The organism is Winogradskyella sp., from assembly GCF_045105575.1.
Lineage (GTDB): Bacteria > Bacteroidota > Bacteroidia > Flavobacteriales > Flavobacteriaceae > Winogradskyella.
Genome location: NZ_JBGCDQ010000054.1, coordinates 18685 through 34442 on the forward strand (window position 1 = coordinate 18685; position 15758 = coordinate 34442).

Here is a 15758-nt window from a genome sequence, read left to right on the forward strand (position 1 = left end):
TTACAATAATAATTTACGAATTTTAAAACCCATTATTAAAGCGATAAATCTCACTTTTTTTGTTCCAAATCGTTTAAAATCCATTCTAATTCTGGATCCACATTGTTAAGTCGATCTTCTAAAGTCGGTAAAATTTCAACATCTGGTTTTACACCATAGCCATCAGGTGTGGTTTTGTAAAGGACATCAATATGTGCTAAACCTATTCTGGCACGTATTTTAGAGTTTGGTAATTCGTATATTTTATAAAGTCCGGCAACTGTACCATTATAAGCTCCACCTGTTTCTTCACCTACAATAGTAGCACGTTTACTGCCTTGTAGTTGTGTTGCTATTAATGACGATGCCGAGAACGAATTGCCATTGGTAATGACATAAACTTTACCTTTAAAATTATGCTCTTGCGGTTCTTTTTCTTTAGATGATTTAAATTTGTAATAAATTTGCCCATCTTTTTTATGAGTTTTAAGCAAATCGATTGTAGCAAATACAGGAGCTACTAAACCACCGAACATTTTAGCAGTTGTAGAGGTTGTATTGCTCATAGTAGCTTTTAATATTAAAAATCTAGAATTGACTTCACTCGGATTAATCATGGTGAAATTTTCATCCGTAAAAAATCCGTAGAGATAGGTGATTTCATTTAAACGTCCACCAAAATTATTTCGTAAATCTATAATAAGGGTCTCGGTTCTTAGTGAGTCGAGTGTCTTAAAGGTTTCATTATAAAAGTCTTTATACTTACCTCTAGTAAACCCTCTAATTTTTAATAACGCTACTGAACTATCTTTACCTACAAAATTAAGATTCCTAGTATATTCTTTTCTAGAAGCAATGAAACCACGTTTCCTATTATATTTCTGCTTTGCTTTACGCTCTTGTTTTTTAAGTTTCCGCTCAGCTTTAGTGAGTTTTATTTTTTTCTTAGCGATAAGTGTATCCTGTTTAATTGAGTCTTGTTTTATGACATCTTTTTTTGTTTTTGTAGTATCTTTTTTTAAAACACGCTTATACATTTTCACAAACGTTGAATCTGAATTTTTGAACTTAAACGTAATACTATCAAAACGTCCCTTGTCATTGACATAATAGCCTAAAAACCGACGCCCAACCACTCTATTATGAAGGGTGGAATTATAACCATCTGATGCGATAATACGTTTAAAACGACGAATTATATCTTTTGGATATTCATCATTAACCTTTAAGACCTCTACATTAATTAAAACAGAATCACTACCTCTTGCATTTACGATGAATAGTTTATCGTCTAGATATTCAAAATCTAAATTATTGATTTCGAATTTAGTTTTTCGTAATGCCTTACGTTCTTTTCTATTAAATTTTTTGCTTGGTGGAGACATTGTCATATGACCTTGACCAACATATTTGGTGACGGCAGCTAACTCTTTATAAAACGTACGACTATCTAAAGGAGTGTTGATGGCTTTCTTTAAACTATCGAACTTAAAATCGAGTACCTCTTTAGACGTAAATTGATATAAACGTGGGTGATTGCGTTGTAATTGCTCGTAAACCTTATCTACGTCTTCATGCAAATCTGCAACAGGATGTAATTTTGATATTTGTAGATTATGCTTTTCTACACTAGCACAAGAGGCTAAAATAAGGAAAAAACTAAACGCGATTATGACTTTGTTTGCTGTAAAACTATTCTGAATATTTAATTTCATTAAGGATGTGTTAGCGGTTTCTATTTATAAAGACGATTATTAAATGCCAATGGTTGCCTGCGGTTACAAAATAATTGCTGTAGTATGTTTTACTTCATTAATCATAAACATACTATGTGTACTGCCAATATGGTCAATTTTTGTGAGTTTTTTAACCATAAACTCTCGAAAAGCACTCATATCCTTAACTAAAACCTTGAGTAAATAATCGTAATCACCACTAAGATGGTAACATTCTAAAACCTCATTGAGCTGATCTACTTCGCGCTCAAACTTTACCACGTACTCTTGTGTATGCTGTATTAATTTTACATGACAAAACGCTACAAAATCCTTTTGCACTTTGCTTTTGTCTACCAAGGCTACATATTGCTTTACAATGCCATTTTTTTCTAATTTTTTAATGCGCTCATAGACTGCAGTCACGGATAAATTTAATTGTATCGATAAGGCTTTATTAGTCTGTTTACTGTCTATTTGAAGTAAATGGAGCAATTTTCTGTCGGTTTCGTCAAAAATCATAGTGTTGTTTTTTCTAAATACATCATTGAATGATTAAAAATAATGATTTATACACTGAATTAAATCATTAAAATAGATTTATTTTCTAATTATGAGACAAACTATTGATTATTCATCTAAATTTTTCCAAATTTGAATATATAATTCAAATCAATTCTTATGGCTTTTAAACCTGCAAATAATATTCAAGATTTACAATACTTTGGAGAATTCGGAGGTGTAAATCCCTCGATTTCAGATTCTTCAACTTATACTTTTTTATCAGCAAAAACAATGTTTGATACCTTTGAAGGCAACGCTGATGGTTGCTATTTATATTCGCGTCATTCAACTCCTTCCAACTTATATTTAGGTGAAGCTTTGGCTGCTATGGAAGGCACTGAAACGGCAACGGTTACTGCTTCTGGTATGGGTGCAATTACACCTGTTCTTTTTCAACTTTGTGGTGCAGGTGAACATATTGTTAGTAGTCGTACTATTTATGGTGGCACCTACGCTTTCTTAAAAAATTTTGCTCCACGTTTAGGGATCACTACCACTTTTGTAGACATCACAAAACTCGCTATTGTTGAAGCTGCCATCACACCAAAAACTAAAGTGCTGTATTGCGAATCGGTTAGTAATCCGCTTTTAGAAGTTGCTGATATTAAAGGTTTAGCTGCCTTAGCAAAAAAACACCATCTCAAACTTGTGGTGGATAACACCTTTTCTCCTTTATCGATTTCTCCGAAAGAATTAGGTGCCGATATCGTCATTCATAGTTTAACAAAATTTATTAATGGCTCTTCTGATACGGTTGGTGGTGTGGTTTGTGGCACTCAAGAATTAATAGATGATTTAAGAAACGTAAATGATGGTGCTGCCATGTTACTAGGATCCACGATGGATAGCTTAAGATCTGCCTCTGTATTAAAAAACTTAAGAACACTGCATATAAGAATGCAACAGCATAGTCTTAATGCGAGTTATTTAGCAGATAAATTTGAACAAAGTGGTTTAAAAACAGTGTATCCTGGTTTAAAATCTCATCCATCGCATGCATTATTCAAATCTATGATGAATGACAAATATGGTTTTGGTGGCATGCTAACGATAGATGTGGGTTCTTTAGACAAAGCCAATGCTCTAATGGAATTGATGCAAGAACGTAACCTAGGTTATTTAGCTGTAAGCTTAGGATTTTATAAAACCTTATTTAGTGCGCCAGGAAGTTCCACATCATCTGAAATACCAGAAGACGAACAAAAAGAAATGGGTTTGAGCGATGGTTTAATTCGTTTTTCAATTGGATTGGACGCTGATATTGAGCGGACTTATGACATGATGCATCAATGCATGAAAGAATTGCAGATTTTATAAAACATTTAAAAATACAGAGTTCAGTATTTAAATACGAACTAAAAATTAATTATAATTAATTGATTATATGATATTTGAATTATTAATAATTGTCTGTTCGAGCGCAGTCGAGAACTATTGATGTGCTTTTTGTAGGTTTCGACTGCGCTCAACCAGTCAGTAGCTTATTAATTATCAAGTCCCATAAGTAATGATCTACAGATCTCTATTAAAATAATTTCTATTTAGCGATTAGGTTCAATTTCATTTCGAAACCTAATCGCTTTTTTATACGAATAATTCTTTTGTCTTTTTTTCAATTTGCAAATGGTGACGCAAAATCGTAACATTACAAAACGAAACCTAACTTACATGAAAGACGACTCATCAAACATTGATATAGAAGACCAAAAAATCATTAATAATAAGGAGCTTAGTTTTATTGAAGCGCTGATCCCTGTTATTATTTTAATGAGCTTATTGGCCTATAACATCTTTTTTGTAGAGGGACAAGAATGGTTTGGAGCCTATACCAACCAAATCATTTTATTACTAGGTGGTGGTGTTGCAGCCGTTGTTGGCTTCTTTAATAAAACAACCTTATCGACTATGCTCAAAGAAATTTGGGAAAACTTAAGAAGTGTTTTTGTACCTATTATCATTCTATTTTTGGTTGGCGCTTTAGCCGGAACTTGGTTAATAAGCGGAGTTATACCAGCAATGGTGTATTATGGTTTACAAGTTTTAAGTCCTGAAATATTTTTACCAGCATCTGTAATTATCGCTGCTGTAATTTCGATTGCTACAGGAAGTTCTTGGACGACTTCGGCTACCGTTGGTATTGCTTTAATTGGTATTGGCACTGCACTTGGCATTAATCCTGGAATGATTGCTGGTGCCGTCATTTCTGGTGCTTATTTTGGTGATAAAATGTCTCCTTTAAGCGACACCACCAACTTAGCTCCTGCAATGGCTGGCACAGATTTATTTACGCATATTAAATATATGGCAATAACAACTGTACCAACAATTATTGTAACTCTAATTGTCTTTTCTATCATAAGTATTTCTATAGATTCTAATGGAAACTCCGATACAACATTTATTCTTGAAACAATTGATAACTATTTTAACATTACGCCTTGGTTATTTCTGGTTCCTGTAGCGGTAGTAGTATTAATATTACTTAAAACCAAGCCACTAGTAGCTCTGGTCAGTGGTGTTTGTTTAGCAATTATATTTTCCTTTATTTTTCAACCGAAACTTATAAATTCTATTTCTGAATCTTCAACAAAAACAATTGTTCAATCCATTTTGACAGATACCAATATTAAAATATCCGATGAAGAATACCTAGCTGTGTTCTCGGAAATAGATATTAAAAAAATCAATAATGATGAAGACAGGCTCGAAAATCTTTTTTCAGATAATGACCTAAAAGGTTCATACACTATAGAAGATCTTAAAACATTTTTCTCAACCTCATACAGTAACCCAGAAATTATTCAGAATAAAGCTGAAAATTTAGATAAATTAATAACGATTAAAAGATTAAAAAAATTATTTAGTTCAGGAGGAATGAATAGCATGCTCTGGACCATTTACTTAATCATTTGTGCTATGGTTTTTGGTGGTATCATGGATGGTATTGGAGCTTTATCTCGCATAACAAAAGCCTTACTATCTGTTGCAACTACCGTTTTTGGTCTTTTTGCAAGTACAGTCATTAGCTGTTTAGGATTAAATGTCGTGGCATCCGACCAGTATTTAGCGATTGTAATTCCTGGGAAAATGTTTAAAAAAGCTTACGAAGACAAATGTTTAGCGCCTGAAAATTTGAGTCGTACGTTAGAAGATTCTGGTACTGTAACTTCGGTATTGATTCCTTGGAATACCTGTGGAGCTTACCAAAGTGGTGTGTTAGGTGTTAGTGTAGCAGATTACTTTGTGTATGCTATATTTAATTGGTTGAGTCCGTTTACAACCTTATTATTTGCTGCGTTTAGATTGAAAATTAAAATGATTGCTTCAAAATAAGACTTTTTAAACGCAAAGTTCTCATTACGGCAAATTTGCATTTAATATTATCACTGATTTCTTAATAACTCTAAAATTTCAACAAATCCTTTTTCTTTAGCATAATCTGTAGCTGATTTTTCATCTTTATCTGTTATAGTGCTATCTGCTCCCTTTTCTAAAAGAAGTGCTACAATTTCAAGCTTATTGTACAGCGTTGCAAAAATTAATGGTGTAACACCTTTTGTATTCTTTGCATTTAGATCTGCACCATGTGCTATTAAATGATTGGCAATACTAACATTTCCTTTAAAACAAACACCGATTAAGGCTGTATTACCTGACGCATCTCTAGCATCTATTTCTGCATTATGATCTACTAATAGTTTCGAAATGTCTTCTTTATCAAAATATGTGGCAAAAATTAATGGTGTAAATCCTCTTGAATCTTTAACGTTTACGATGTCAGGATTATGACTTAACTGCGATTTTAAATTGGTAACATTACCAGATTGTATGGTCGCAAAAAACAACTCTTGTGCATTCATAATTTATGTATTCAACTCCCGAATTTTCAGGACTATTAAATTTAACAGCTACTTTAAAATAAAAAGGAATGTACGGGGTAGTGTACATTCCTTTATTATAGTGATTTGCTATTAATCAACTATTATTATTTTAAATCGAAGCGATCTAAGTTCATTACTTTGTTCCAAGCTGCGACAAAATCATTTACAAAACGCTCTTGTCCATCGCTTGCTCCGTAAACTTCACAAACCGCTCTTAATTCCGTATTAGAACCAAAGATTAAATCGGCACGTGTTCCTGTAAACTTCACTTCACCTGTTCTACGATCACGACCTTCAAAAATGGTATCATTCTCAGACGTGGCACTCCAAGTGTATGTAAAATCGAGAATATTACTGAAGAAATCGTTGGTTAAACTTCCGACGTTATCTGTAAATACTCCGTAGTTAGAACCATCGAAATTAGCACCTAAAACTCTTAAACCACCAACTAAGGCAGTCATTTCAGGAATCGAAAGCGTCATTAAGTTCGCACGATCTACTAACAGATCTTCCGCAGCAACATCTAATTTAGAACTCATATAATTTCTGAAGCCATCTGCTAAAGGTTCTAAATAACCGAAAGATTCTAAATCAGTTTGTTCTTGTGATGCATCACCTCTACCTTGTGTAAAAGGTACATTTACTGCATGTCCTGCGTTTCTAGCTGCTTCTTCAACTCCAGCTACACCAGCTAAAACAATTAAATCTGCCATTGAAATAGTACCATTGAATTCATTTTGAATCCCTTCTAAAACGTGCAATACTTTGTTTAATTCTTCAGGATTATTAACTTCCCAACTGCGTTGTGGTTCCAATCTTAATCGTCCACCATTAGCTCCACCACGTTTATCTGAACCTCTGTAGGTTGAAGCCGAAGCCCAAGCCGTTGTTACCAATTGAGACACCGTTAAACCAGACGCTAAAATCATCTTCTTTAATGATGTGATATCTGCATCTGTTAAAGTGTAATCTACAGTTGGAATAGGATCTTGCCAGATTAATTCTTCCGTTGGTACTTCAGGTCCTAAATATCTAGAAATTGGACCCATATCTCTATGCGTTAATTTGTACCAAGCACGAGCAAAAGCATCTTCAAACGCTTTATGATCTTTATGAAAACGCTCAGAAATCTCTCTGTAAGCTGGATCCATTTTTAAAGCCATATCTGCCGTAGTCATCATTAAAGCTTGTGTGCCATTACCTCCTGCTTTTGGCGCTCTACGCGCATTAGATGCTTCCGTTGGAGTCCATTGGTGTGCACCAGCAGGACTTTTTGTTAATTCCCAATCGTAATTCAGTAACACCTCAAAATAATCCGCATCCCACTGAATTGGATTTGGTGTCCAAGCGCCTTCAATACCACTAGTAATGGTATCATCTAAAACTCCCGATTGAAATGTATTTTTCCAACCTGTACTCATTTCTTCAATTGATGCACCATGTGGTTCAGCACCAACGTATTTTTCTGGATCTGCCGCACCATGTGCTTTTCCGAATGTATGTCCACCTGCAACTAAAGCCACAGTTTCTTCATCATTCATAGCCATACGACCGAATGTGATTTTAATATCGTGTGCAGATTTTAATGGGTCTGGCACTCCATTTGGTCCTTCTGGATTCACATAAATTAATCCCATGTGTACAGCACCTAAATGTCCTTCTAAATCACCATCGCTAGTATCATAACGGTCATCATTATCTAACCAACCTGTTTCACTTCCCCAATAAATATCTTGTTCTGGTTCCCAAACATCTTCACGTCCACCTGCAAAACCAAATGTTGGGAATCCCATAGATTCTAAAGCGCAGTTTCCTGCAAGAATCATTAAATCCGCCCAAGAAATTTTATTACCATATTTCTTTTTAACTGGCCATAATAATAAACGTGCCTTATCTAAATTACCATTATCTGGCCAACTATTTAAAGGTGCAAAACGATGTGTACCAGATGCTGCTCCACCTCTACCATCACCAACTCTGTACGTACCTGCACTGTGCCAAGCCATACGAATCATAAATCCTCCATAATGTCCATAATCTGCTGGCCACCAATCTTGAGAATCCGTCATTAAATCAATAACATCTTGTTTTAAAGCTGCAAAATCAACACTTTTAAAAGCTTCAGCATAATCGAAGGCGTCACCCATTGGGTTATTCTTTGGTGCATTTTGGCGCAGAATATTTAACTTCAATTCATTAGGCCACCAGTCGCGATTGCTTGTACCTCCACCAGCTGTTTTTTTCTGTGTACCACTTAAAAAAGGGCATTGGCTGGCATCGCTGCTGTTAATGTTGTAATTACCTTTGTTATCCATATTGTTGTTTTTATCTAAATTTTTATAATTGCTTATAAAATTATGAAAATATCGGCTTTAAAAATCAACTGTATATTTTTTTAACTAATATTTTAATAGTCTTTTTCTATAGTAGCAAAAAACTTCAAGTGCTTTTGTCTATCATTATTTTTTTCTTGTTTAATATTTTATTCGATTTGGTTTTATTTTAATAAAAAAGATTAAACACTATTGTTAAAAAATTGCAGATAAAAAAAATGATGCTTATTTTTAAATAAAAACGACTTATGCTATTGAAAAGAACAGATGTTGAAGACAAATTAATGCGTTTAAAAGGACGTCAAAAATCAGAAAACCAATTACTTCATGAAGTAAATCTAATTTTAGAGCAGGATAATTTTAAAGACGACAAAATTAAGAATACCCTATCCTCTCCAAAAGTAGCAAGTGAAAATGATTTTAAATTTGATTTGCTTGAAACTAAGAACATTTATCATATCGATGCCATCAAAACGATCTGCATTGATTATCGATTAAGATTTCTAGACACGAAATACTTTAAAGGAAAGTTACCTTATGAAGCCATTTCTAAAATAAAAGCGTTAGAAAAGACGCATGATATTGAATTGAAAGGTTTTAAAATCATAGCACCTTCTAAGTTATTTAAATTAGAAAATGCAGATGACCCACTTTTATTTGCTCCGATTGGAAATGGTTATTACTACTTAATCCACAAATGGGGAAATGATTTAAGTCCGTTTAGAAAATTATTAATGCGTCCGTTTAAAGATTTTGGAAGCCTGATTGTATTTACACTTTTGGTGAGTCTTTTTGCAACAGCTCTTGTACCTGATGGTCTGTTCTCTAATAAGATGACGTCTTCACAAGTAGGAACCATTTTCTTTTTTATGTTTAAGTCTATTGCAGCTATGGTCATTTATTATGGCTTTGCAGCAGGAAAGAACTTTAATAACGCTATTTGGGATAGCAAATATTTTAATGCATAAAAAAAGGGAGTTTAAATTTTAAACTCCCTTTTTTTATAAATTATTCTTTCTTATTTATTGTCTTCACCACTAATTAAATATGGTGTTTTACCATCAGTTATAATTACCTTACTGTTTGGAGATTTAGATAATTGTAAAAACGCTTCAATACTTTTAATTTTAATAATAGCTGGTGTTAAACCTTCGGCCAAAATCATTTGCGCATCTCTAGTACCTTCCGCTTCAATAATTTTACGTTGCGCTTCTAGACGCTCTTGTTGCAGAATAAACTCCATTCGCATGGCATCTTGCTCCGCTTGTAGTTTCTGCTCAATAGAGCTCGATAAACCAAAAGGTAATTTAATACTCTTCATTAAAACCGCTTCGATTATAATACCTTGCTTTGCTAAGTTTTCTACCATTTTTTCTTGAATGGCTTGCTCTATTTCATCACGCTTTCCAGAGTGCATGTCTTTCGCAAAAAACTTAGAACACACATCTGCCGAAGCTGATCTAAATACACTTGTAATGACGCCTTGGTAATTTGGTCCAATGTTTTCTAAAATTGTAGGTACTTTATCTACTTCGAGTCGGTATAGAATAGAAATTTCTGATTCTACACTTAAACCTTCTTTACTTGGTAGATTTAAAATGAGTCCTAAATTATCGGTTTGAATAGACTCTTTGATAATACGTGTGGTAAATGGATTGTAAAACAATGTGCCTTGTGTCGTCACAGATTGATCTAGTTTCCCTAATTTTTGTCTAACGCCAGCTTCTCCTGGTCGTATAACCGCACAACTCGTGGTTAAAAAGACAACTAATACTAATACTGATATTTTTGCTCTCATAGTTTAATGTATTTAATAATTGTTCAAGTAAAGTTAATTCTTACTTCAATAACATTTGCATATAGAATATTTATAGATATTATAAATGCAATTAAAAAATACTATGTATTATACTCATTATCATGGCCTTATATTGATTTCTGTAAATTCTTCATTTAGAAAACTTTAACACGGCTTGTTAAGGAAATGAAAACGTTTTTTTAGTTATAATCTTATTGTAACATATTTATATTTTTCGTAACTTATACGTAAAAATAAAACCTAAAATTATGAGCACTACAGAATATACAAAAGTCTATTATGGTAATTTTATATTAGTTACTCGTGTGAAAGATGACCTACAGCATGCTGGAATTATACCTATTATTAAAGACGAAGGCGAATCGCAGCGTTTAGCTGGTTATGCTTCAATGAATGCTGGTTTTCAAGAAGTATATGTACATAACGACGAATTGGATAAAGCTATGATTATTGTAAATCGTGTAAAAGCTGAGATGGAAGCGTCATCTTAATTTGAAATTAATGAGTGTTTCTCTCGCTACATACATTATTGAATTGAATCCTCATTTTATTAGATATAAAACAAAAAATGTTGGTATCTGAAACATACCAACATTTTTTAATTCTATATACTACAATTATCTATGCCGTTACCGCATACATCTTTTCACGTTGTTCTTTAATCTTTTTATCACTCATATATTCATCAAAAGTCATATAACGATCAATGACTCCATTTGGTGTTAATTCTATAATACGATTACCAACGGTTTGCGCAAACTCATGATCGTGCGTGGTTAGCATTATTGTACCCTTAAAGTTCTTTAACGAGTTATTAAAAGCGGTAATACTTTCTAAATCTAAGTGATTGGTTGGTTCATCTAACATTAAAACATTTGCTCTTGTCATCATCATTCGGCTTAACATACAACGTACTTTTTCACCTCCAGATAATACATCAGATGTTTTTAGAGCTTCTTCTCCACTAAAAATCATCTTTCCTAAGAACCCTCTGATATGTACTTCCTCACGTTCTTCTTCCGTAGTTGCCCACTGACGTAACCAATCTACTAATGACAATTTATTATTAAAAAATGCACTGTTATCTAACGGCAAATAGGATTGCGTAGTGGTAACTCCCCAATCAATCTTACCTGAATCTGCTTTTTCATTTCCATTCAAAATTTGATAAAACGCTGTTGTTGCACGTGAATCTTTAGAATACACCACCACTTTATCGCCTTTGTTTAAATTGACATCAATATTTTTGAATAAAATATCACCCTCTAAACTTGCGGTTAAACCTTCAACATTTAAAATCTGATCACCTGCTTCGCGATCGCGTTCAAAAATAATAGCAGGATAACGACGACTCGATCGTTTAATATCCGCAATATTTAATTTTTCAATCATTTTCTTTCTACTTGTTGCCTGCTTAGATTTGGCAACGTTAGCAGAGAAACGACGAATAAAATCTTCTAATTCCTTTTTCTTTTCTTCGGCTTTTTTATTTTGCTGCGCATGTTGCCTTGCTGCTAGCTGAGACGACTCGTACCAAAATGTATAATTACCAGAGAAGTGATTGATTTTACCAAAATCGATATCAGAAATATGCGTACAAACCGAATCTAAAAAGTGTCTATCGTGAGATACGACAATAACACAATTATCGTAATTAGCTAAGAAATTTTCTAACCAAGAAATCGTTTCATAATCTAAATCATTGGTTGGCTCATCCATTATTAACAAATCTGGATTTCCAAATAAAGCTTGTGCTAATAATACTCGGACTTTCTGTTTACCATCCAAATCTTTCATTAACGTGTAATGGTAATCTTCCTTAATGCCTAAATTAGATAACATGGCTGCTGCATCGCTATCTGCATTCCATCCATTCATTTCTTCAAATTGCACTTGAAGCTCGCCTATTTTTTCAGCATTAGCATCTGTATAATCGGCATAAAGTGCATCAATTTCAGTTTTTAATTTATGTAAAGGCTTGTTACCCTTCAAAATAGTTTCTAAAACCGTATCCTCATCGTGCTTGTTATGGTTTTGCTCTAAAACGGACATGCGTTTTCCTGGTTCAAGATGCACACTGCCAGAAGTCGGATCCATTTTACCTGCAATAATTTTCAAAAACGTTGATTTTCCGGCACCATTTGCACCGATAATGCCATAGCAATTACCGTTATTAAATGTAGTGCTTACTTCATCAAAAAGTACACGTTTTCCAAATTGTACGGAAAGGTTAGAAACTGATAACATATTTTATAATTTTATAGTCATTGCAACCGCAATGTTTAAGACATTTTTTTCGACTGCAAAAGTAGAAAATTTAAGCCAAAGTAAAGCAAATAACCCTATTTTGAATCTCAAAAAATTATTGTGTTTTTCTTTCATCTTAATTATTAAACGTATGTAAGACCAAACGTCAAAAAAAATGATACTATACCTACATTTTTAGTTGCTTCACCTTTATTAATAGTGTTTAGTCCGCATAACGACTAGAGATACTAAGATTTAACGAGGTATTAACAAGGGTTGAACCTTTCAAACTATATTTTTGTTTCATAAATGATAGAGATACATATGCTTACCAAACGTTTCATAGTTATTATTCCTTTCTTATTTTTATTTGTTGGATGTCATTTTAAAGGCAGTACAACTAGTGAGTATGCCTATGTTGGTGGAGAAATTATTAATCCGAAAAATAAGAATGTTATTCTTTATAACATTGAAGGTAAAATTGTAGATTCTATTGCGCTTGACTCCAGTAACCGGTTTATTTACAAAATAGATAATTTGCAGCCAGGTCTTTATTCTATTACACATGGTGGAGAATATCAAATGGTGCTACTTGAAGCAAACGACAGCATTATGTTTAGGCTTAATACTTACGATTTTGATGAATCACTCGTTTTTACTGGTCATGGATCGAAAAAGAATAACTACCTTATTAAAACATACTTATCGAACGAAAAAGAAGCGAAACAGCTAGTGAAATATTCTAAAATGGAACCTGAAGAGTTTGACAGGTTTGTTGAGGAAAGACGGCAGCATCAATTGAGTGATTTTCATAAGTTTTTAGAAAATAAAAATGAATCTGAATTTTTTAAATCCATCGTTGAAGCTAATATCAATTACAGTGCTTATGCCGATAAAGAGATTTATCCTTTTGCTTACTTCGGAAATAATAAATTGATTCATATTAAAGATTTACCCGAAGATTTTTTCGGACATAGAAAAGATATCGACTACAACGCTACGCACCTTAGTCGCTTTTTTGCTTACAATAGGTTTCTATCTTCTCATATTGAGAATCTTGCTGCTCATGGCTATTATGACAATAATGATTTTCACAGCAAGTTTGATAGACATGCCATGAATTATAATAAATTGAAGTTAGATTTAATTGATAGTATTATTTCTGATGAAACTATCAAAAATAATTTATTAAAATATAAAACGATTGATTATGTAAGTCATAATCATACCGAAGCAGATGCGAATACCTTTTTGAACTACTATATCGACAAAAGTTCAAACGATGAAGATAAAGCTTACATGACGGATTTAGTGTCTAATTTGAAATTGTTAAGACGAGGTAATCCATTACCCAATTTAGCCATCGTAAATTATAATGATACTGAGCATTTATTGAATACTATAATTGTAAAGCCAACCATCATCTTTTTTTGGTCTTCTAATTCGAAATCACAATATAGAAATAGCCACTATATGGTGAATAAATTGAAAACAGATTTTCCTCAAATAGATTTTATTTCTATCAATGTAAATGATAGTGATGATAAGTTTTGGAAACAAATTATAAATAATTATAATTTCCCAACGGTTAACGAATTTAAGTTTAAGAATTCTAAGCAAGCTAGAAAAACATTAGCTGTCAACTATTTAAATAAAGCGATAATTGTTGATGAAGATAGTGTAATTCTGCACCCAAATGCTAATATCTTTAATTCTGAATTTAAAGTAACACTTGAAGAATTACTACAAAAAAAACACCTTATCGCTAGACAAGATGCTTTTTAATATAAGTTCAGAGTTTATCTGAAATTAGTATAGTGCCTATTTAAGTTAATTACCTTTATTATAATCTGCTAAGAATTTCTCTAAACCAATGTCTGTTAAAGGATGTTTCAATAAACCTGTGATAGAGCTTAATGGTCCTGTCATAACATCAGATCCTAATTTAGCACAATCAATGACATGCATGGTATGACGTACCGAAGCCGCTAATATTTGTGTTTCAAAGCCATAGTTATCGTATATATGACGAATTTCTGCGATTAAATTTAAGCCATCTGTAGAAATATCATCTAAACGACCGATAAAAGGCGAGACATAAGTTGCACCAGCCTTAGCTGCTAATAATGCCTGACCTGGTGAAAACACCAAAGTAACGTTAGTTTTAACACCTCTATCCGAAAAATATTTACAAGCCTTAATACCATCTTTAATCATTGGTAATTTTACCACTATTTGATCGTGAAGTTCAGCTAATGCTTCACCTTCTCTTACCATATCATCAAAATCAGTAGCAATCACTTCCGCAGAGACATCACCTTCTACAATGTTGCAGATATCGACATAATGTTTCATAATATTATCAGTACCTGTAATGCCCTCTTTAGCCATTAGAGATGGATTTGTAGTAACACCATCTAAAATACCCATGTCTTGAGCTTCTTTAATTTGCTCTAAATTTGCTGTATCTATAAAAAATTTCATTTAAAATAATTTTTGAATTGTTATTGTTTCTAATTGGTGTAAATTTACGATTATTCACGAAGTGGATTCTTATGAAATCGTCAAAATATGTTAACAACTTACAAATAGCTCGTATTTATAGTTCTTCAACAATTAAAGTATAGGTTTTTTGAGTGCTATAATCACATAAAAAGTCTTGTTGATCTTGATCAAACTCTCTGAATGGTCCGTCAACATCTAAGAAAATAGTAAACTCATAAGTTCCCTCTTCTTCAGGCGTACCCTCAATACTTATTATTCTATTGTTAACAAAGAAATCCATACCTAAAGGAAGCCCTACAACGTCGAAAAAATAATCATAGTCATTATCTCTAGGTTCATTATTTATTTCTGCTGTAAGATCTGAGTAATAGTAATTGTCAAGAGAAGCGATGGAAAATGACTTATTTGGCAACTCTGGTTCTCTTGGAATTAAACAATTAAAGTCTTCACAACTAAAAAAAAATAAACCTAATAACGGAAGTAGTTTAAGATATTTCATAACTGCTTATTTTAATAGTTTGAAGCAAAAAATGTACCATATTTTATATTACTCTAAAATAAATTTTATACCTATAAAAAGCCTGAACATAAAATCATGTTCAGGCTTTTCTTGTATAAACTAATATTCAACTATCCACTTATCGTTTCAAGGTGAAATGGGCTCTAAATTCTTTACGTTCTGTGGTGCCTGGCTCGGTGTACTCTACTGTAAACC

Annotated in this window: 13 protein-coding genes; 5 read left to right on the plus strand and 8 right to left on the minus strand. The window is 32.9% G+C overall.

What is annotated here, in order from left to right; translation table 11 throughout:
- Positions 1-50: 50 nt before the first annotated feature.
- Both AB8B52_RS12940 and AB8B52_RS12945 read right to left on the minus strand, forming a co-directional pair.
- A complete protein-coding gene (locus AB8B52_RS12940) occupies positions 51-1694 on the minus strand; it encodes a S41 family peptidase (protein ID WP_406028777.1) in 1644 nt (547 codons plus the stop codon).
- A gap of 63 nt (positions 1695-1757) precedes the next feature.
- Positions 1758-2216, minus strand: a complete 459-nt coding sequence (locus AB8B52_RS12945; protein ID WP_406028779.1) for an Lrp/AsnC family transcriptional regulator — start codon at positions 2214-2216, stop codon at positions 1758-1760.
- A 159-nt stretch (positions 2217-2375) separates the two neighbouring features.
- Here AB8B52_RS12945 and AB8B52_RS12950 point away from each other — a divergent pair, with 159 nt between their 5' ends.
- Both AB8B52_RS12950 and AB8B52_RS12955 read left to right on the plus strand, forming a co-directional pair.
- Positions 2376-3575 carry an aminotransferase class I/II-fold pyridoxal phosphate-dependent enzyme gene (locus AB8B52_RS12950; protein ID WP_406028781.1) on the plus strand — a complete coding sequence of 400 codons (1200 nt, stop codon included), beginning with the start codon at positions 2376-2378 and terminating at the stop codon, positions 3573-3575.
- Positions 3576-3926: 351 nt separating this feature from the next.
- On the plus strand, positions 3927-5591 hold the full coding sequence (locus AB8B52_RS12955) for a Na+/H+ antiporter NhaC family protein (protein WP_406028783.1): 1665 nt from the start codon (positions 3927-3929) through the stop codon (positions 5589-5591).
- Between the two features lie 50 nt (positions 5592-5641).
- Here AB8B52_RS12955 and AB8B52_RS12960 read toward each other — a convergent pair whose 3' ends face one another.
- Together AB8B52_RS12960 and katG are read right to left on the minus strand one after the other, a co-directional pair.
- Positions 5642-6118 (minus strand): ankyrin repeat domain-containing protein, encoded by a 477-nt coding sequence (locus tag AB8B52_RS12960; protein WP_406028785.1) that lies wholly within the window; start codon positions 6116-6118, stop codon positions 5642-5644.
- Between the two features lie 125 nt (positions 6119-6243).
- A complete protein-coding gene (gene katG / locus AB8B52_RS12965; RefSeq protein WP_406028787.1) occupies positions 6244-8454 on the minus strand; it encodes a catalase/peroxidase HPI in 2211 nt (736 codons plus the stop codon).
- A 266-nt stretch (positions 8455-8720) separates the two neighbouring features.
- Between katG and AB8B52_RS12970 the strand changes: the two genes are divergently transcribed.
- Positions 8721-9440 (plus strand): hypothetical protein, encoded by a 720-nt coding sequence (locus tag AB8B52_RS12970; protein ID WP_406028789.1) that lies wholly within the window; start codon positions 8721-8723, stop codon positions 9438-9440.
- A gap of 50 nt (positions 9441-9490) precedes the next feature.
- Here the strand turns inward: AB8B52_RS12970 and AB8B52_RS12975 are convergent, their stop codons facing one another.
- A complete protein-coding gene (locus AB8B52_RS12975; RefSeq protein WP_406028791.1) occupies positions 9491-10270 on the minus strand; it encodes a prohibitin family protein in 780 nt (259 codons plus the stop codon).
- A gap of 269 nt (positions 10271-10539) precedes the next feature.
- Here AB8B52_RS12975 and AB8B52_RS12980 point away from each other — a divergent pair, with 269 nt between their 5' ends.
- Complete coding sequence (locus tag AB8B52_RS12980; RefSeq protein WP_406028793.1) at positions 10540-10782, plus strand: putative signal transducing protein; 243 nt, start codon at positions 10540-10542, stop codon at positions 10780-10782.
- Between the two features lie 130 nt (positions 10783-10912).
- Here AB8B52_RS12980 and AB8B52_RS12985 read toward each other — a convergent pair whose 3' ends face one another.
- Complete coding sequence (locus tag AB8B52_RS12985) at positions 10913-12538, minus strand: ABC-F family ATP-binding cassette domain-containing protein (protein WP_406028795.1); 1626 nt, start codon at positions 12536-12538, stop codon at positions 10913-10915.
- A 309-nt stretch (positions 12539-12847) separates the two neighbouring features.
- On the opposite strand from AB8B52_RS12985, the gene AB8B52_RS12990 reads away from it, so the two are divergent.
- The gene (locus AB8B52_RS12990) at positions 12848-14323 is read left to right on the plus strand and encodes a TlpA family protein disulfide reductase (protein WP_406028797.1); all 1476 of its coding nucleotides are present in this window, start codon (positions 12848-12850) and stop codon (positions 14321-14323) included.
- Between the two features lie 45 nt (positions 14324-14368).
- On the opposite strand, the gene fsa is transcribed toward AB8B52_RS12990, so the two are convergent.
- The gene (fsa, locus tag AB8B52_RS12995; protein ID WP_406028799.1) at positions 14369-15022 is read right to left on the minus strand and encodes a fructose-6-phosphate aldolase; all 654 of its coding nucleotides are present in this window, start codon (positions 15020-15022) and stop codon (positions 14369-14371) included.
- Positions 15023-15137: 115 nt separating this feature from the next.
- Positions 15138-15542 carry a hypothetical protein gene (locus AB8B52_RS13000; RefSeq protein WP_406028801.1) on the minus strand — a complete coding sequence of 135 codons (405 nt, stop codon included), beginning with the start codon at positions 15540-15542 and terminating at the stop codon, positions 15138-15140.
- Positions 15543-15758: the final 216 nt, after the last annotated feature.

Excerpts from the sequence above, each read along its gene's own strand:
- AB8B52_RS12940 (WP_406028777.1), bottom strand. The coding sequence starts at position 1,694 with ATGAAATTAAATATTCAGAATAGTTTTACAGCAAACAAAGTCATAATC.
- AB8B52_RS12945 (WP_406028779.1), bottom strand. The coding sequence starts at position 2,216 with ATGATTTTTGACGAAACCGACAGAAAATTGCTCCATTTACTTCAAATA.
- AB8B52_RS12950 (WP_406028781.1), top strand. The coding sequence starts at position 2,376 with ATGGCTTTTAAACCTGCAAATAATATTCAAGATTTACAATACTTTGGA.
- AB8B52_RS12955 (WP_406028783.1), top strand. The coding sequence starts at position 3,927 with ATGAAAGACGACTCATCAAACATTGATATAGAAGACCAAAAAATCATT.
- AB8B52_RS12960 (WP_406028785.1), bottom strand. The coding sequence starts at position 6,118 with ATGAATGCACAAGAGTTGTTTTTTGCGACCATACAATCTGGTAATGTT.
- katG (WP_406028787.1), bottom strand. The coding sequence starts at position 8,454 with ATGGATAACAAAGGTAATTACAACATTAACAGCAGCGATGCCAGCCAA.
- AB8B52_RS12970 (WP_406028789.1), top strand. The coding sequence starts at position 8,721 with ATGCTATTGAAAAGAACAGATGTTGAAGACAAATTAATGCGTTTAAAA.
- AB8B52_RS12975 (WP_406028791.1), bottom strand. The coding sequence starts at position 10,270 with ATGAGAGCAAAAATATCAGTATTAGTATTAGTTGTCTTTTTAACCACG.
- AB8B52_RS12980 (WP_406028793.1), top strand. The coding sequence starts at position 10,540 with ATGAGCACTACAGAATATACAAAAGTCTATTATGGTAATTTTATATTA.
- AB8B52_RS12985 (WP_406028795.1), bottom strand. The coding sequence starts at position 12,538 with ATGTTATCAGTTTCTAACCTTTCCGTACAATTTGGAAAACGTGTACTT.
- AB8B52_RS12990 (WP_406028797.1), top strand. The coding sequence starts at position 12,848 with ATGATAGAGATACATATGCTTACCAAACGTTTCATAGTTATTATTCCT.
- fsa (WP_406028799.1), bottom strand. The coding sequence starts at position 15,022 with ATGAAATTTTTTATAGATACAGCAAATTTAGAGCAAATTAAAGAAGCT.
- AB8B52_RS13000 (WP_406028801.1), bottom strand. The coding sequence starts at position 15,542 with ATGAAATATCTTAAACTACTTCCGTTATTAGGTTTATTTTTTTTTAGT.